Consider the following 17,870-nt stretch of genomic DNA (forward strand, 5'->3'; position numbering starts at 1 on the left):
TATGACGACTGCACCGACCCTTCGCTGGGTGCGGGATGTGGAGCGACTGCTGCCAATTCGGTCGCAGTTCATTTTGTCCGGCCACATCCGCGATCATTTCCTTTGGCCACTGCCCAATGGCAGTGTGCAACTGCTGCCGCTGTTGCGCTGCTTGTGGGAGTCGCTCCAAGGCTTTGGGTTTTTCGGGATCTTGGTGTACGACCCAGCCGACGGGCTGAGAGCCTATCCACCCGATCCAACGGTGCGTGAGCGGTTGGAGAAGCTGCTGGAACTCAAACTGAGCGGGCCTGCCAGTGGGCAGCCTGTCAGCTTGGAGCGCTTGGGCCAGGCGATGAAAACCGTGGTGATGCAGCGTGACCTGCGGTGCGCAGTGTTGATCGACTTCGCTTCGCGCCTGACACGTCGGCCAGACCATTTGGGTGAGGCGGAGCATCGATTTTTCGTCATGGCGGAGAAGTTGTCGCTGCAAGCGGCGACGTTGCAACCTGCCAATCTGCACAGCCGCCACGCCGGCACCGGGCCGCTGTTCAACCCCGTGGTGTGGCTGCTGAACCGGCCACAGGACGTGCCCTCGTGGTACGCCTTGGACAGTGAGCGCGTGGCCAATTTGGTAGTGGGCCGTCCTGAGTATGAACACCGGGCTGCTGCCGCCACACTGCTCGTGCCCCTGTTGGCCGGACATGATCAGGCCCCCCCCGCGCAGCGGCAGCAGTGCATCGAGCAACTGGCCACGGGCAGCGAAGGCATGACGTTGACGGCCTTGTCGGACATTGTCGAGTTGGCTTGTCGCCAAGGGTTGAGCCTGGGGGAGATCGAAGGCGCCATTCGTTGTTACAAGGTGGGGTCGCTCGACAACCCGTGGCAACAAGATCACCTGCGCCAGCGCATCCGCGACGCTGGCGCTTTCATCGAAGACCGGGTCAAGGGACAGCGACCTGCCGTGGTTAAAACCTTGGACATTCTGAAACGTTCGGTGATGGGTCTGACAGGGGCGCAGGCACGCTCCAGCAGTGGCAGGCCACGCGGTGTGCTGTTTTTCGCAGGCCCCACAGGGGTGGGCAAGACTGAGCTGGCCAAAACACTGACCGAGTTGGTGTTCGGGGACGAGCGCGCCTGCCTCCGTTTCGACATGAGTGAGTTTTCCGAGGAACACAGCAGCGCCCGGCTGTTGGGCGCTCCACCGGGCTACATTGGTTTTGACGCCGGCGGTGAGCTGACCAACGCCGTGCGCGCCAAGCCCTTCAGCGTGATCTTGTTCGATGAGATCGAAAAAGCCCATCCGCGCATCCTCGACAAATTCCTGCAAATCCTCGAAGACGGGCGTTTGACCGATGGCCGGGGGGACACGGCTTACTTCTCCGAGGCCATCTTGGTTTTCACCTCCAACCTGGGGATTTATGTCGAGGACGAACAGGGGCGGCGGGTGCAAAACGTACGCCCGGGCGATCCCTATGACGAGGTCGAAGCCAAGGTGCGCGGTGCCATTGGGGATCACTTCAAATTCAAGCTGTCGCGCCCCGAGATCTTGAACCGCATGGGGGACAACATCGTGGTGTTCAACTTCATCACCCCCGACGTGGCCAAGCAGATTTTTGTGGGCATGCTGCGCAACGTGCGCCGACGTTTGCAAGAGCAGTTCAAGCTCGATCTGGGTCTGACCGAACCAGTTGGCCAGATGTTGCTGCAACGCTGCACGCACGATCTGTCGCATGGTGGGCGCGGCATTGGCAACCAACTGGAGTCGGCGTTCATCAACCCGTTGTCACGGGCGCTGTTCGCCCAAGACTTGGCCGGGCGCAGCAAAGTGATGGTGACCGGGATGCACGAGGTCGAACGGGTGGTGCAACTGACCGTGGAGTTGGTGTGAGGCGCCCCCCGCCTGCCCCCGGGATGAACATTGCGTTGAACAAGGCGCATTTTCCCGTGACGGTGCTGGGTCCAGGGCGGCGCATCGGGTTGTGGCTGCAAGGCTGTTCGGTGGGCTGCCCGGGGTGTGTCTCACAAGACACCTGGGCGACCGATGCGGGGCATCGGGTGCCGTTGGCGGAGGTGCTGGCGTGGTGTCGCCAAGTCACGCATGGCCAGGCGTGGGACGGTGTCACGATCAGCGGCGGTGAACCCTTTGATCAACCCGAGGCATTGGGCGCCCTGTTGGACGGGTTGCACCGCTGGCGGCACGAGCGCCACCTGGACTTTGACATCCTGTGCTACAGCGGCCATCCGCTGGCCCGTTTGCAGCGTGACCATGCCGCTTTGTTGGCACGATTGGATGCGCTGATTCCAGAACCCTATGTGGACAAACAGCCGATGACGCATCTGTGGCGTGGCTCGGCCAACCAGCCGTTGGTGTGCTGGAGCGAGCGGGGGCGCCGCCGCTACGCCGCCCACATGGACGCGCCCGCTGATGCCCAAGGCAAACGTTTGCAAGTGGGCATCAGCGGGCAGCGGGTGTGGTGGGTGGGCCTGCCAGCGCGGGGGGATTTACAAGCGCTGGAGGCCCTGTGTGAACAACGTGGCTTGACGTTTGCGGCCACGTCTTGGCGGGGGGGATGCCCCCCTGGCGTGTGATACCGGTTAAATCATCGCATCGACATCGCTGGTCGTCCAATCGGTGCCTGACGCGAAGTCCACAGTGATCCAGTCAAAGCTGCTGCCCGATCCGGTCAGGTGAACGTAGTCACTGGTGCCGGTGATGTGCAGCGCCACTGCGTTGTTGTGAGTCACGAACTCAATGTCGCTGGTCGTCAAGCCGCTGCCCAGCTTGATGTTCAGGAGCGCTTGACCGGGGGTGTGGGAACCGATGGCCGAGATGTCCACTGTTTCGGAGCCGTTGTTGCGCCCAAACACCAGATCCACCGCTGCGACCGTGCCGCTGCCCAGGGTGAGGTTCAGGACATCGGTGCCCAGGCTCAGGTCAGCCTGCCCACCTTCGACGGTCAGGGTGACGGTGTCGTCCCCTTGGCCGCCGTAGACGGTGTCGGCGCCGCCCAGGCCGCTGATGACGTTGTCGCCATCGTTACCGGTGATCCCGTTGTCGAGGCTGTTGCCGGTGGCGTTGATGTCCTCGTTCTCCCGCATCGTCAGGTTTTCGAGGTGGTTGCCCAGCGTCCACGACACCGAGGTCAGCACCGTGTCGGTACCCTCACCGCTGTTTTCTTGGGCCGTGCAGTTGGTGGTGCTGATGATGTAGGAGTCGTTGCCGTCGCCGCCCGCCAGTGTGGACGTGCCTGTGTGATCCCCTTCGGACATGCGGTTAGCCCCGCTGTTGCCCGTGCCCACCAAGCCTGCCGTGGAGCCCGTCAGGGTGAGGTTCTCGGTGAAGCCGTCCAGCGTCCAATTGGCGTAGGTGCGAACCTCGTCGGTGCCTTCGCCGGTCACTTCCACCACCACATCGGTGGTGGCGTTGACGACGTAGGTGTCGTTGCCATCATGGCCCGTCAGGGTGTCGGCGGTGCCACTGCTGCCCGTGATCAGGTTGTCCAGATCGTTGCCTTCGCCTTCCAAGCTGGTTTCGCCGGTCAGCGTCAGGTTTTCGATGACGGTGTCGTAGTCGTGGGAGGACGTGTTGAGTGACCAGTCGATCGACGACTTGATCTCGTCGGTACCCTCGCCAGCCAGCTCGACCACCACGTCATTGACGCTGTTGACGACGTAGATATCGTTGCCATCGCCGCCTGTCAGCGTGTTGTTACCGGCGTTGCCCGTGATCTGGTTGTTGAGCGCGTTGCCCGTGCCATTGATGTTGGCCGAGCCCAGCAGCACCAGGTTTTCCAGGTTCTCACCCAAGGTGTAGTTAGCGCCGTACTGAACTTCATCGGTACCCGCGCTGGTGTTCTCGATGATGCTGTCGTTGGCGTCGATCACATAGGTGTCATTGCCACCGGCCCCGCGCAGGGTGTCGGTGCCTGCATCGCCATTCAAGACGTTGTCGCCATCGTTGCCGATGATTTTGTTGTTCAGTGCATTGCCTGTGGCATTGCTGTTCGCCGTACCGATCAGCGACAGGTGCTCAATGTGGCTGCCCAGGGTCCAACTAACGTCTTCGGCATGGACTTCATCGTCAGCACCTTCGCCATTGACTTCGACCGTCACGTCCCCGGAGGTGTTGACGACGTAGGTGTCATCCCCCGTGCCGCCCACCATGCTGTCGCTGCCGTTGGAGCCGTTGAGGATGTCATCCCCAGCCAAGCCGGACAGTGTGTCGTTGCCATTGCCGCCGATGATGGTGTTGTTGTGCGCGTTGCCCACGCCGGTGAGGCCGCTGTTGTCGGTCAACAGCAGGTTTTCGGTGTTGGTCACCAGTGTCCAGCTGATGGAGGCATGTACCCAGTCGGTGCCTTCGCTGCTGTTTTCGTTGGTGGTGTCGGTCAGGGCGTTGACGACGTAGGTGTCGTTGCCGAGACCACCGGTCATCGAGTCTGTGCCCGTGCCACCGTCCAGCGAGTCATCGCCGGCCAGGCCAGCCAGGGTGTTGTTGCCGCTGTTGCCGGTGATGATGTTGTTCAGCGCATTGCCTTGGCCGATGAGGTTGCCAGAGCCTGTCAGGGTCAGGTTGTCCAGGTTGTCGCCCAGCGTCCAGTTCAGCGAAGAGTTCACCAGATCGGTGCCTGCGCTGGCGTCTTCCACCAGCGTGTCGGAGGCGGAGTCCACCTCGTAGGTGTCATTGCCAGCGCCGCCCGTGAGGGAGTCGTCGCCGGTGCCGCCGCTCAGTGAGTCGGCGCCGTCGCTGCCGGTCAGGGTGTCATTGCCGGCGTCACCGCTCAGGGTGTTGCTGCCGGCGCCACCACTCAGCGAATCGTTGCCGGTGCCGCCAGTCAGGGTGTCATCGCCGGCGTTGCCGTTGAGGGTGTCATTGCCAGCGCTGCCGTCCAGGGCGTTGTCACCGCTGTTGCCTTCGATCAGGTTGGCGCCGTTGTCGCCAGTACCGTCGATGTCGTCGCTGCCTGACAGGGTGAGGTTTTCGATGTTGCCCGACAGGGTGAAGGAGCTGGAGGTTTGAACCGTGTCCGTGCCTTCGCTGTTCAGCTCGGTGATGACGTCCAAGGCCGAGTCGATGACGTAGGTATCGTTGCCATCCCCGCCGACCAAGATGTCATCGCCCGCGCCGCCGTCGAGCAAGTTGGCGGCGGTGTTACCCGTCAGCGCGTTGTTACCCGAGTCACCGGTGCCGTCGATGGCCGACGAACCCGTCAGGATGAGGTTTTCGATGTGGCCCGACAGGGTGAAGGAGCTGGCGGTTTGGACGGTGTCCGTGCCTTCGCCGCTTTGCTCGGTGACGACGTCGGTGGAGTCGTCGATGGTGTAGGTGTCGTTGCCCGTGCCGCCGACCAAGGTGTCGGTGCCGGTGCCGCCGGTTAAGTTGTCGTTGCCGGCGTTGCCGACCAAACTGTCATTGCCAGCGCCACCGCTGAGGGTGTTGGCACCCGCGTTGCCGGTGAGGGTGTTGGCGATGGCGTTGCCAGTGCCATTCAAGGCGGATGTGCCGGTGAGGATGAGGTTCTCCACGTTGTCGGCCAACGTGATCGTGACAGAAGACTGAACCAAATCGGTGCCTTGCCCGGAGTCTTCGGTGACGACGTCCAAGGCCGAATCGACCACATAAGTGTCGTTGCCGCTGCCGCCCGTCAGGGAGTCAGACCCAACGCCGCCTTGCAACGAGTCATCACCGGCTTCGCCGTGGAGCACATCGTTGTCGATGCCGCCGTACAGCGAGTCTTGACCACTGCCGCCGTACAGGGTGTCCGAGCCCAGCACGCCGCGCAGCAAGTTGTTACCAGCGTTGCCGGTGACGGTGTTGGCGTCGTCGTTGCCGGCGCCGTCGATGTTGGCGGTGCCGGTGAGGATGAGGGTCTCGACGTTGTCGGCCAACGTGATCGTGACCGAGGACTGAACCAGATCGGTGCCTTGCCCAATCAGTTCGGTGACGACGTCCAAGGCCGAGTCGACCACATAAGTGTCGTTGCCGCCTTCGCCGATCAAAGTGTCGTTACCTGCCCCGCCATTCAACAAGTTTGCTGCGGTGTTGCCCGTCAGGGTGTTGGCGATGGCGTTGCCAGTGCCGTTCAGGGCGGATGTGCCGGTGAGGGTGAGGTTCTCCACGTTGTCGGCCAGCGTGATCGTGACCGAGGACTGAACCAGATCGGTGCCTTGCCCAACCAATTCGGTAACGACATCCAAGGCCGAATCGACCACATAAGTGTCGTTGCCACTGCCGCCCGTCAGGGAGTCAGACCCAACGCCGCCTTGCAACGAGTCATCACCGGCTTCGCCGTGGAGGACATCGTTGTCGATGCCGCCGTACAGCGAGTCTTGACCACTGCCGCCGTACAGGGTGTCCGAGCCCAGCACGCCGCGCAGCAAGTTGTTACCAGCGTTGCCGGTGACGGTGTTGGCATCGTCGTTGCCGGCGCCGTCGATGTTGGCGGTGCCGGTGAGGATGAGGGTTTCGACGTTGTCGGCCAGCGTGATCGTGACCGAGGACTGAACCAGATCGGTGCCTTGCCCAACCAATTCGGTAACGACATCCAAGGCCGAATCGACCACATAAGTGTCGTTGCCACTGCCGCCCGTCAGGGAGTCAGACCCAACGCCGCCTTGCAACGAGTCATCACCGGCTTCGCCGTGGAGCACATCGTTGTCGATGCCGCCGTACAGCGAGTCTTGACCATTGCCACCGTACAGGGTGTCCGAGCCCAGCACGCCGCGCAGCAAGTTGTTACCAGCGTTGCCGGTGACGGTGTTGGCGTCGTCGTTGCCGGCGCCGTCGATGTTGGCGGTGCCGGTGAGGATGAGGGTCTCGACGTTGTCGGCCAACGTGATCGTGACCGAGGACTGAACCAGATCGGTGCCTTGCCCAACCAATTCGGTAACGACATCCAAGGCCGAATCGACCACATAAGTGTCGTTGCCGCTGCCGCCCGTCAGGGAGTCAGACCCAACGCCGCCTTGCAAGGAGTCATCACCGGCTTCGCCGTGGAGGACATCGTTGTCGATGCCGCCGTACAGCGAGTCTTGACCACTGCCGCCGTACAGGGTGTCCGAGCCCAGCACGCCGCGCAGCAAGTTGTTACCAGCGTTGCCGGTGACGGTGTTGGCGTCGTCGTTGCCGGCGCCGTCGATGTTGGCGGTGCCGGTGAGGATGAGGGTTTCGACGTTGTCGGCCAACGTGATCGTGACCGAGGACTGAACCAGATCGGTGCCTTGCCCAACCAATTCGGTAACGACGTCCAAGGCCGAATTGACCACATAGGTGTCATTTCCGGTTCCGCCGACCAAAGTGTCTTCCCCAGCCCCACCGTTGAGGCTGTCGTTGCCAGCGTAACCTGTCAAAACGTCAAGGCCGGCGCTGCCGGTCAGCGTGTCGTGGCCGGGGGTGCCGTAAGCATAATTTGCGCCCACTTTTAGGCTCCTTGTTGAATTCACACTTTGGTGCGGAACCGGTACCTGAATTTGTGTAACCGGTGTAACGCATTGTAACTATCGTTAATTCGTCCCCAATTCTCAATCCCTAATTAGGACAGAGGATGTGTCCGATGTCTTACTTCCGGTTGTGTCCCGGGTGTGGAGCCCATTCACCCCTTGAACAGCTGCGCTGCACGTGTGGTGCTTTGCTGGCTGGAGTGGATTGGAGTCCGTCCGAGGCTTCTCATCTAGAACCTGTGGCGCCTCACTCTGTTGAGGTCGGGACTCCGTCCATTGGGCCGGAGTCCGTGAGTTGTCCATTTGATGATTGCGCCCAGCCCAATCCACCAGGGACGGTGCTGTGTCTGTACTGCAACCGGCCACTGCATGCCGCTCCGGCACAGTCAGGGGCGGCGGCGCCTGCGGAGGGTGTGCTGTCTTTGCCGAGTGCGCTGCGGGGGCGTTGGCGCATCGTGCAGCAGTGGCCAGCACGGGGCGCAGAGGCCGAGCTGCTGCTGGTGCAAGCGTTGGCAGGGGACGGCCCACCCTGCGTGCTCAAACTGTACCGGCATGGCATCCATCCGAAAGCCGATGTTCAGGCTCGCGTGGCCCGCATCCCCGAGCAGCACCGCGTGCGGCTGCTGGACAGCGGCGTTTCCGACGGGTTCGCCTACGAGCTGATGCCGTATCACCCCGATGGCTCGTTGCGGCAGTTGCTGGACAAGAAGGGGCCCCTGTCGCCCCCCCAACTGTCGGCGCTGATCGCCAGCCTGGCGGCGGCGCTGTGTGCGGTGCATGCGCAGCACCTGATTCACCGTGACCTTAAGCCCGAGAACCTGCTGCTGCGCTCCCTCGACCCGCTGGACGTGGTGTTGACGGACTTTGGCATCGCCTCTGTGCAAGACGCCACGCTGCGTTTCACCAGTTCGGCGCGCACCTTGGCTTATGGGGCACCTGAGTCCTTGGCCGGGGTGCTGGACGCCAAAGCCGATTACTGGGCCATGGGCATGATCGTGCTGGAGTCGGCGCTGGGTGAGCATCCGCTGGCGGGGTTGTCCGAAGCGGTGATGCTGCATCGGCTGTGTACGCGGGCCATCGACTTGGGCCGTGTGCGCGATGCGCGGCTGCGCATGCTGCTGAGAGGGTTGCTGTTGCGTGATCCCCAACTGCGCTGGGGCGAGGCCGATGTGGCCCGCTGGCTGGCGGGGGATGCCACCCAAACCGAACCGGTGGAGCGGGGCGGCCCCCTGGGGGCGCGCCAACCCTATCGATTGGGGGACGATGAGTGCTTCACAGCGGATCAGTTGGCGGTGTCATTGGCGAGCCACTGGCCGCTGGCGGTGGCCGATCTGGACAGTGGGCAGCTCATGCGCTGGCTGCGCCAAGAACTGGCGGATTACAACAGCGTGCGCGTGCTCATCACCCTGAACGAACAAACCCACCTGAGCACCGACGCCCGTTTGCTGCACCTGTTGCTGCACCTGGCTCCGGGACTGCCGCCGGTGTGGCGGGGGCGGGCACTGTCGCTGGGCACGGTGTTGACGTGGGCCGCCCAAACCCTCAAAGGTGATCCGGACGGCGCCCAGTGGCTGTTGGACATCCACCAGCAAGGCGTGGTGCGTGCGTATGCCGAAGCGGGACATGCCGAGCTGGCGGATTTGCACCAGCGCTGGCAGCGGGCGTTAGACGCTTTCGAAGCCGATTGGCAAGCCGCACAGGCGGTGCTGGCCCATCACCACGCCCGTTCCGAACCCGCCTCTTACGACGATGTGTTGTATGGGCAAGTCGCTGGCAGTGTGCGCCGGCCGATGCCCGCACTGCTGCACGCCCGGCTGCTGGCCCTGAGTTTCGATGAGGGCTGGACGCAGCGTTTGCGTCAGCACCTGGCGCCAGAGTTAAAGCGTCTGTCCGTTCAGGTGCCGTGGCTGCACGACATGGGGGAGGCCAGCCAATGCCGTCCTCCCCGCTTGCTGGTGCTGCATGCGCTGTTGCCGGAGGCCCAGCGCTGGGCCAGCTTGGCAGCGCGGCAGTTGGAAGAGGCGTCTGAACAGCGGCGCGGGGATGTGGCGCAACTTCAGCGGGATCTCCAAACCGTGTGGCAGGACGTGCGCACCGCCTCGCAACATGTGCTGTTCTTCGATCACGACAGCGTTGAATACCTGGCCGACATGCTGCGCACCTACGACCACCAAGCCATCCATGTGCGCGGTCTCGGCTGGGCCGATGACGAGCTGCAACGCTTGCGGCAGCGTTTGGCGCGTCAGGAGGTGGCGTTGCGTCCGTTGCGGGAGGCGTGCCACGCTTGGCTGGAACGGGCCACCGCCAATCAGGGGTGGTTCAGCCCCTGGATGGGCATCGTCACCCTGCTGGGCGTGCTCACGGTATGGAACTGGGTCGGAGGCACGGGCGCCCTCTTGGTTTTGGCCGGGGTGACGCTGGCGGCAGGGTGGCGCCTGTGGCCGTTGTGGTCACTGTCGGCCATCATGCGCAAATCAGGTGGTGGGCTGCCGGGGTGAGGCGTCGGGCGGTGGTGTCAAAACGCCGATCCGCTGCCGTCGCGCTTGAGGTCACGAAAAGCAGCGAACAGCCAAGAGCGCATCGCCAGCACCAGGGTGAACGCCCGTTTTTGCTCGGCGGGCAAACGTTGGTCGGCCAGATGCTGTTGGGCAAAGTCCTCGGCCAGTTTGAGCAGGCGTTCGTTCAGCAGTTGGGCTTGGCCTCGGCCAATTTGGCCATGCACCAGGGTGAGGGTTTCGGCGTCGCCGTCGAAGTGGCCGCTGAAGTAATCCATCAGCACTTCGTCGCGGAAATACTGCATCGCCGGGCCATTGGGGCGCCACCGGAACGTCTTGGCCAAGCGCAAGCGGTAACGGTTGAGTGGACGCAGTTCGATGATGCCCAGCCGATCCAGTTGCACCAGACCTTGCACCACTTCGGCCTCCGTGAGGCGGTAAAACCCGACGATCTGCTCCAACGTCCAGAGGCTGAGGCAGCACGTGGCCAGCAGCAACAGCCGGCGATCGTGGACGAGGGCGCGCTCTTGTTCGAGCGTCAGTTCCTGCACCAGCGGCTGGGCGTCGGCCACGCGCCCCGGGCCAGGTCGGCGAAGTCGCAGCGCAGCACGCGGCAAATGGCGTCGATGCGGGACAGCGGCATGTCCCCACCCGCCAACATGCGCTTGACGCTGCTTTCGGCCAGACCCAGCTCGCGGGCCAGCATGGCGTAGGTGATGCCAGCGGCTTTGAGTTCTTGTTTGATGTGGCTGACCAGCGTGCGGGTGGACGACATGCGAATCCTCCTCCAAGATCGCTGAGAAGGTATCACCAGACGAGACTTGACGGCGCTTTTTGCGGCACAAGTTGATTTTTTCGTGGTGCCATGGCTGGGAACGGCGCACCATCGCGTCATCACAACTTGATGCATGAGGTGGATCATGAGCACGACAACCCTGTCTCCCCCGCGTGACACCCGGGCCTGGCGCATCCAGGTGTGGATTTCGTTTGGCATGGCCTTGCTGCTGTGTGCGGGTGGCTTGGCATGGTTGCCTGGACAGGATTTGGATCGGGCTTTCATGGTCATGGGTTACGTGTTCAGCTTGAGCAGCACCTTGGTGTTGGCCAAGGCCGTGCGCGACCGGGCTGAACGCGTCGGCCAGGACACCCCTCTGTGGGGTGCCGTGGCGTGGGGGAGCTTCGGTCTGGCCTTGGCACTGACCGCTTGGGGGCTGATGCGCATGGACATCGATCCGACTTGGAAAGCCTATTTGGTGGTGGCGTGGCTGTACTTGGTGTCCAGCGCATTCACGCTGGCCAAGACCCTGCGTGACGCGCAGCCCGTGCTCCCCGGCGCACGCTGCACCGTCCAGTTGGATGGGAGCGATTTGGCATGAAAAAACAGCGTGTGTTTTGGGCCGCCATGGGCCTGAGCCTTGGTTTGACGCTGTCCGGCAGCGTGCGTGCTGCCCAAGTGTCTGAAACCAGCAGCGCACTCTCCTTGCTGCCCGTGGCGGTGACGGTCAGCGGTGCCACTGCGCTGCTGTCCACCGGGGCGGTGCTGACGGTGGTGTCGGTGCAACTGGTCGCGGATGGGGTCGTCTGGGTGCTGCGCAAAGGGTCTGGCGGCGTGGAGGTGTCGCTGCGCGTGTCCCAGCGGCTGGTTGAGGGCGTGGTGGTCGGGGTGGGCACGGTGCTCGTGGGGACGGTGATTTCGGCGGGGTTGGTGCTGTCGGTGGCTGGTGAAGCGGTGGCTTTTGTGCCGAATCAGATCGGCGCTTCCTTGTTGCACAGCGAGGAGATCAAGCGATGAAACGTTGGCCAGCTTGGGCGCTGGCCGTGGCCGTGGTTTGGCCACTGGCTGCGGACGCGGGACAACACTGCGAACAACGCCCCCTCACCACCCAGGAATTGATGCAGGGCCTGACCTTGGCCGAAGCCACCGCCCGGGCGCTCGACGCCACCGGGGCCGATGTGGTGGCCATCGCACGGGCCGGACAGGATTTGCGCCGCTGGGGTTTGGAGTGGTCTCACATGGGGCTGGCCTACCGGGTGTCGCCCCCGAACGGGGTGGGGCAGATTGGGGTGTGGCGCGTGGTCCACAAACTCAACCAGTGCGGCACGGCCGAGGCCAAGCTCTATCGCCACGGACTGGGGGAGTTTTTCATGGATCAGCCGTGGCGTTATGCCGCTGCCTATTCGGTGCTTCGGCCAGAGCTGCAACAGCGGCTTTTGCCCTGGTTGGCCCGCGCCGATGTTCTGCTGGATCTGGCGCAGCCACGCTACAACGTGCTGTCTTACCCCTGGAGCCAGCGCTACCAGCAGTCCAACCAGTGGGTGTTGGAAGTGCTGGCGGCCAACCACGGTGGACAGAACAGCCGCCAAGGGGCGCAAAGCGTGCTGCGGGCCATGAACTATGAGCCGGGTTTGCTGAACATCCCAGCGGCCACGCGCTTGGGGGCCAACCTCACCCGCGCCAACGTGGCGTTTGACGATCAACCCTGGAGCGAGCGCATGGCCGGGCGCATTCGCACCATCACATCCGAGTCGGTGTTCCAGTGGTTGCGCCAATCGGGCTTGGGCGAACCGATCCGCGTGGTCGAGTGAACGCGGGGCCCGCTGGGGCCTGAGAATGTCCCCACCCCATCACCTGTGGTTCCGCCGATGAGCACTTCTGCCAACCAGTTCGCCCTGTTGCGTCAACGCCGGTTCGCGCCCTTTTTCTGGACGCAGTTGCTGGGCGCGATGAACGACAACGTTTTCAAATTTGCCTTCACCGTGCTGGTGACGTACCACGTCCAGGTGGATTGGTTGCCGCCCGCGCTGGCCGGTTTGGTGATCGGGGCGGTGTTCATCTTGCCGTATGTGTTGCTGTCGGCCACGTCGGGGCAGTTGTCGGACAAGTTCGACAAATCGGCCTTGATGCGGCGGGTCAAGGACTTGGAGCTGGCCATCATGGCGCTGGGCGCGCTCGGACTCAGCCAGGGATGGATCGGGGTGTTGCTGCTGTGCATTGGGTTGATGGGCTTGCACAGCACCCTGTTCGGGCCCGCCAAGTACGCTTACCTGCCACAGCACTTGGCCGAGCACGAACTGACAGGCGGGAATGGCATGGTGGAGATGGGCACGTTTGTGGCCATCCTGCTGGGCAATGTGCTGGGTGGCTTGCTGATTGCCCTTCCGTCCGACGGCTGGTTGCGCGGCACCGAAGCCGTGGCCATCGCCAGCTTGGTGTTGGCGGTGCTGGGTCGGGTGGCGGCGCACTTTTTGCCGGCCTCCCCGTCGAGTGAGCCGGACTTGCGCATCAACTGGAACCCCCTGAGCGAAACCTGGCACAACCTGCGTCTGGCGCATGAGCAGTTGGCGGTGTTTCGCTCGTTGTTGGGTATTTCGTGGATGTGGTTCTTTGGCGCGGTGTTTTTGGCGCAGTTTCCGTCGTTTGCCAAAGAGGTGTTGCACGGGGATGAGCGTGTGGCCTCGGTGCTGTTGGTGGTGTTTTCGGTGGGCGTGGGGTTGGGCTCGCTGTTGTGTGAGCGGTTGAGCCATCGGCATGTGGAGATCGGTTTGGTGCCGCTGGGCGCCATCGGCATGAGTGTGTTTGCGGCCGACTTGTATTTCGCCTCACGCGGGTTGCCCTCGGTGGCCCAGCAGGACGTTCGTACCTTTCTCGCCCAGCCAGCCCACTGGCGCGTGTTGGCGGACTTGTTTGGGTTGTCGCTGTCGGCGGGCTTGTACAGCGTGCCGATGTACGCCTTGATTCAGGTGCGTTCACCCGCCAGCCACCGGGCGCGCATCATCGCGGCCAACAACATTTTGAACGCGCTGTTCATGATCGCCAGCAGCGTGCTGGTGGGGTTGTTGTTGTCCCAGGGCTGGAGCGTGCCCGAGGTTTTTGGCCTGACAGCGCTGGCCAACGCCGTGGTGGCGGCCTACATTTTTGGGCTGGTGCCGGAGTACCTGCTGAGGTTCATCGCCTGGGTGGCGACGCATTTCGTGTACCGCTTCGAACGGCGCGGGGATGAACACATTCCCCTGCAAGGCCCGGCGGTGCTGGTGTGCAACCACGTCAGCTACATGGACGCGGTGCTGCTCATGGCCGCCAGCCCTCGACCGATTCGTTTCTTGATGGATCACCGCATTTTTGCCGTGCCCGTGCTGGGGGCGGTGTTTCGCTTGGCCAAAGCCATCCCGGTGGCGCCGCGTGCCGAGGATCCGCAGGCCTACGAGCGAGCGTTGCAAACGGCTCAGGCGGTGCTGGCCGAAGGCGAGTTGCTGGGCATCTTCCCCGAGGGCGGGTTGACGCCAGACGGCCAGCTTCAGCCATTCAAAGGCGGGGTGATGAAAATCCTGGAAGCCCAGCCGGTGCCCGTGGTGCCGATGGCGCTGGGCCACATGTGGGGATCGAGCTTCTCGCGCATTGACGGGCGAGGGCACATGTCGCGGCCACTGCGCCGGGGGGTGTTGAACCGCGTCACGCTGACGGTGGCGCCCGCCCTGGCGGCATCCGAGGTGAGTTTGGAGGGGTTGCACAGCCAAGTGGCCCGACTGTTGGAGTCCGCCGCATGAACACACCCCGCAACCCGTGGGCCCCACCCGATCACCCCGGCCAGCCGCTGGACGACGATGTGCTGGACGATTTGGATCACACCGAACCCATGAACCCCGTGTGGCGGGGGACGCTGTTGCTGGTGTTGGCCTTCGCGGTGTGTGGCTTTGGGGCCGGCAGCCTGTGTGGTGGCTGGTTCACGGTGGGGGGGCTTTTCGACGGCAGCGGCAACATGGCGTTTTTGTTCTTGTCGCTGCCATCGTTGACCATTGGCGGGGCGTTGACGTGGTGGTGTTTGTCACTGATGCGCCGGGTTTGGCGCCGGGGGCGTCGGCGCCCGGGGGGATCCTCCCGTGGTGCGTGACCCCGCGCTGGCGGCGTTGGTGCATGGTGCGTTCGAGTATGCGGGCATCGCCTGGGGCGCTTGGTGGTATCGACACACCACCCGCACGGGTTTGCTGGTGCCGGGGCGCTTTGCCATCGTCGTTGGCATGCTGCTGGGAGCGGCCATCGGCAACAAACTGGTGTTCTGGATCGAACGCCCGGATGTGCTGCTGAACTGGTGGTTCGACCGCACGGGCGCCACGCCCTTTCCAATGGGGCAAAGCTTGGTTGGCGGCTTGTTGGGCGGATGGCTGGGGGTGGAGCTGGCCAAATGGTGCATCGGTGAGCGCCGCAGCCAGGGCGATGCGCTGGTGTGGCCGCTGATCGGGGGCATTGCTTTGGGGCGTGTGGGCTGCTGGCTGGCCGGTGTCCATGACGACACCTGGGGCCTGCCCAGCACCTTGCCTTGGGCGATCGACCCGGGGGATGGCGTACCACGTCACCCGGCGCCGCTGTATGAGAGCCTGTTTGTGCTGACCCTGGGGGCCGTGCTGGCGCATGAGCGAGCGCGCTGGGATCGGGTGCCGGGGCTGCGTTTCAAGCTGTTTTTGGCCGCCTACCTGCTGTGGCGCCTGCTCATTGATGGGCTCAAGCCTGTGGCGGTGCCCTACGCTGGGGGCGCTTCGGGCATTCAGTGGGTGTGCGGGGTGGCGCTGGGGCTGTACCTGCCGTGCGTGGTGAGCGCTTGGCGCCGTTGTCATGAGATGGAACGAGGGTCGCCATGAGCCGCAAAACCCGCCCCTGGTTGTTCTATGACACAACGACCTCCGTCTGCACCACTTGCTTGCGCCAAGTCGAGGCCAAGATCGTGCTGAAGGACGGTCAGGTGTTCATGGACAAGTGGTGCCCCGTCCACGGCACCGAACGTGTGCTCATGGCCGACGATGCCGATTACTACCGCCAGTGCCGCGAGCTGTATGTCAAGCCACCGGAAATGCCCGAGCGGTTTGCCACGCCCATGCGCCATGGGTGTCCTTACGACTGTGGTTTGTGCCCAGATCACATGCAGCACAGTTGCCTGACTGTGGTGGAAATCACCGACCACTGCAACTTGCGCTGCCCCACTTGCTACGCCAACAGCGGCCCCGAGCGCTTGACGCACCGCCCGCTGGCCGACGTCCTGGCCATGCTGGATGCGGCGGTGGCCAGCGAGGGCGCGCCCGATGTGGTGCAGATCTCCGGCGGCGAGCCGACGCTGCATCCGCAGTTCTTCGACATTTTGGATGCGGCCAAAGCGCGGCCCATCCGCCACCTCATGCTCAACACGAACGGCGTGCGCATCGCGCAGGAGCCGGGGTTTGCTGAACGGTTGGCCGCGTACGCCCCGGGGTTCGAGGTGTATTTGCAGTTTGATTCGCTGCGCCGCGCCCCGCTGCTGGACTTGCGCGGCGCCGACCTGCGCCGCATTCGCGAGCACGCATTGGCGCGCCTGAACGCGGTGGGTTTGTCCACCACGCTGGTGATGACCGTGAAACGCGGTGTGAACGATGACGAGATCGGCGAGGTGATTCGTCACGCTGCCGACATCCCCTGCGTGCGCGGGGTGACGCTGCAACCGGTGCAAGACGCGGGGCGCACCGAGGGCTACAACGCCACCCAGCACCGCCTGACCGTGAGCGAGATTCGCCGCCGGATCGCCGAGCAATCCGGCCTGTTCACGCTGGAGGATGTGCTGCCCGTGCCCTGCAACCCGGACACCCTGGCCATGGCCTACGCACTGCGCCTGCCCGGCGCGGCGGCAGGTGTGGACGGCCTGCTGCCGTTAACGCGCTTTGTCGATCCGGCCACGCTGGTGGGTGGGGCGGCCAACACCATTGTTTTTGAGCACCAGCCCGAGCTCAAAGGCCAGCTTTTCAAGTTGTTTTCCACCCACCACTCGCCCGAATCCCGGGCCAGTTGCCTGAGTGAGCTGATGTGCTGCTTGCCCCCAGTGGCGGCCCCCACGGCGCTGGACTATCGCAGCGTGTTCCGCGTGCTCATCGTCCAGTTCATGGACGCACGCGGGCTGGACATCCGGGCACTCAAGAAAAGCTGCATCCACATGGCCCAGCCAGACGGACGCATGATCCCGTTCGAAAGTTACAACCTGTTTGAACGGGAACCCGCACAACGTGCGCAACTGGCCGCCCTGCGCCGTGAGTTGGACGGATTCCACGCCCAGCGGCAGCCCCGCGATCAAAACGGCATGGCCGACTTGAGCACGCCTTCAAAAGCGGGGTAGAGCTGGGAGAGCACTTCGAGCGTCAATTCGCTGGTGGTGCAGACTTTTTCCATGGCGCTGCTGTCGCGTGATTGCAGGTCGAGGGCCTGGTTCATCAGGGTCCACTGGTTGTTGAGCAGGGCCAAGTCTTGGGTGATCTGCGGTGTCTTGAGCGGGAAAGCTTGCAGTTCAGCCAATTGACGCGCAAACGCTTGACGACCGGCGAGCAGCAATTGCTGTTGTGTTTTCTCGTCCTGTCCGGTGCGCACCAGCAGGAAGTGGACGGCCATGTGCTGGGTCAAGCGCTGCAAATCGGCGGTGACGGCCAAAATCTGCGCCTGAGGCAACTCCGACTCGTTGACCAAGCGCACCACCAACGCATCGGCGGTTTGTCCGAGCGCATCGGCACGCTGGGACAGGGTCAGCAAGTTGAGGGGGTTTTTCATGTCCAAGCGCGTCAACGTCAAAAAGTCGTTGTACTGCTTGGCCAGGGTTTGGTACTGCGGCAGTGCAGGATGGCCGACCAAGCCATCGCCCAGCTCGGTCAACAAGCGCCGAACCTCGGCCACGGAGTCGGTCAGGGTGCGTTCGGCGCGCTGGGTTTGGATGTTCAACGTCAGTTGAACGTGCCCGCGTGTGATGCGATCGGTCAGCACCGACAAACGGGTGGCGCGTGCCACCAGCACGCGAGGATCGGCGGGCGGACGACGTCCTGCTGTTTGCGCCTGGGCCAGGGGCACGCCGGACAAAAGGACACCTGCGCCCACCAAATGGTGCAGGGCGGTACGGCGGCAAAGGCTGTGCATGCAAAGTTCTCCTCGGAAAGCGACGGGACAGGGTGGGCAGG

Annotated in this window: 14 protein-coding genes; 10 read left to right on the top strand and 4 right to left on the bottom strand. The window is 63.5% G+C overall.

The annotated features are described in order from the left end of the window. Position 1 precedes the first annotated feature (1 nt). Together VITFI_RS04345 and VITFI_RS04350 are read left to right on the top strand one after the other, a co-directional pair. Positions 2-1,867 (top strand): AAA family ATPase, encoded by a 1,866-nt coding sequence (locus VITFI_RS04345; protein ID WP_089415948.1) that lies wholly within the window; start codon positions 2-4, stop codon positions 1,865-1,867. Between the two features lie 23 nt (positions 1,868-1,890). After that, entirely contained in the window at positions 1,891-2,568 is a 678-nt protein-coding gene (locus VITFI_RS04350) for a 4Fe-4S cluster-binding domain-containing protein (RefSeq protein ID WP_089415949.1), read from the top strand. Between the two features lie 6 nt (positions 2,569-2,574). Here the strand turns inward: VITFI_RS04350 and VITFI_RS17830 are convergent, their stop codons facing one another. Continuing rightward, positions 2,575-7,398, bottom strand: coding sequence for a beta strand repeat-containing protein (locus tag VITFI_RS17830; RefSeq protein WP_157725561.1), 4,824 nt, complete (start codon positions 7,396-7,398; stop codon positions 2,575-2,577). Between the two features lie 311 nt (positions 7,399-7,709). Between VITFI_RS17830 and VITFI_RS04360 the strand changes: the two genes are divergently transcribed. After that, positions 7,710-9,917, top strand: a complete 2,208-nt coding sequence (locus tag VITFI_RS04360; protein WP_198301611.1) for a protein kinase domain-containing protein — start codon at positions 7,710-7,712, stop codon at positions 9,915-9,917. 17 nt (positions 9,918-9,934) lie between these two features. Here VITFI_RS04360 and VITFI_RS04365 read toward each other — a convergent pair whose 3' ends face one another. Together VITFI_RS04365 and VITFI_RS18155 are read right to left on the bottom strand one after the other, a co-directional pair. Beyond that, positions 9,935-10,486 (bottom strand): hypothetical protein, encoded by a 552-nt coding sequence (locus VITFI_RS04365; RefSeq protein WP_198301612.1) that lies wholly within the window; start codon positions 10,484-10,486, stop codon positions 9,935-9,937. Further along, on the bottom strand, positions 10,453-10,689 hold the full coding sequence (locus VITFI_RS18155) for a helix-turn-helix domain-containing protein (RefSeq protein ID WP_198301613.1): 237 nt from the start codon (positions 10,687-10,689) through the stop codon (positions 10,453-10,455). Before VITFI_RS18155 ends, VITFI_RS04365 begins: the two co-directional genes overlap by 34 nt. Before the next feature lie 145 nt (positions 10,690-10,834). Here VITFI_RS18155 and VITFI_RS04370 point away from each other — a divergent pair, with 145 nt between their 5' ends. The 7 genes from VITFI_RS04370 to VITFI_RS04400 are packed head-to-tail and all read left to right on the top strand — an operon-like array spanning position 10,835 to position 17,044. Further along, positions 10,835-11,290 carry a YiaA/YiaB family inner membrane protein gene (locus VITFI_RS04370; protein WP_198301614.1) on the top strand — a complete coding sequence of 152 codons (456 nt, stop codon included), beginning with the start codon at positions 10,835-10,837 and terminating at the stop codon, positions 11,288-11,290. Beyond that, positions 11,287-11,706 carry a hypothetical protein gene (locus tag VITFI_RS04375; RefSeq protein ID WP_157725562.1) on the top strand — a complete coding sequence of 140 codons (420 nt, stop codon included), beginning with the start codon at positions 11,287-11,289 and terminating at the stop codon, positions 11,704-11,706. The genes VITFI_RS04370 and VITFI_RS04375 overlap by 4 nt, the downstream gene beginning before the upstream one ends. Then, a complete protein-coding gene (locus tag VITFI_RS04380) occupies positions 11,703-12,500 on the top strand; it encodes a DUF2145 domain-containing protein (protein ID WP_089415952.1) in 798 nt (265 codons plus the stop codon). The genes VITFI_RS04375 and VITFI_RS04380 overlap by 4 nt, the downstream gene beginning before the upstream one ends. 57 nt (positions 12,501-12,557) lie before the next feature. Beyond that, positions 12,558-14,459 (top strand): MFS transporter, encoded by a 1,902-nt coding sequence (locus tag VITFI_RS04385; RefSeq protein WP_089415953.1) that lies wholly within the window; start codon positions 12,558-12,560, stop codon positions 14,457-14,459. Further along, entirely contained in the window at positions 14,456-14,803 is a 348-nt protein-coding gene (locus VITFI_RS04390) for a hypothetical protein (protein WP_089415954.1), read from the top strand. The genes VITFI_RS04385 and VITFI_RS04390 overlap by 4 nt, the downstream gene beginning before the upstream one ends. Beyond that, on the top strand, positions 14,793-15,548 hold the full coding sequence (locus tag VITFI_RS04395; RefSeq protein ID WP_089415955.1) for a prolipoprotein diacylglyceryl transferase family protein: 756 nt from the start codon (positions 14,793-14,795) through the stop codon (positions 15,546-15,548). The genes VITFI_RS04390 and VITFI_RS04395 overlap by 11 nt, the downstream gene beginning before the upstream one ends. After that, a complete protein-coding gene (locus tag VITFI_RS04400) occupies positions 15,545-17,044 on the top strand; it encodes a radical SAM protein (protein WP_089415956.1) in 1,500 nt (499 codons plus the stop codon). The genes VITFI_RS04395 and VITFI_RS04400 overlap by 4 nt, the downstream gene beginning before the upstream one ends. Here the strand turns inward: VITFI_RS04400 and VITFI_RS04405 are convergent. Beyond that, positions 16,999-17,829: a hypothetical protein gene (locus VITFI_RS04405; protein WP_089415957.1), complete on the bottom strand. Its 831-nt coding sequence runs from the start codon at positions 17,827-17,829 to the stop codon at positions 16,999-17,001. The two genes, VITFI_RS04400 and VITFI_RS04405, sit on opposite strands and share 46 nt — an antisense overlap. Between the last annotated feature and the right edge of the window lie 41 nt (positions 17,830-17,870).

It is taken from the genome of Vitreoscilla filiformis, assembly GCF_002222655.1.
GTDB classification, from domain to species: domain Bacteria; phylum Pseudomonadota; class Gammaproteobacteria; order Burkholderiales; family Burkholderiaceae_C; genus Ideonella; species Ideonella filiformis.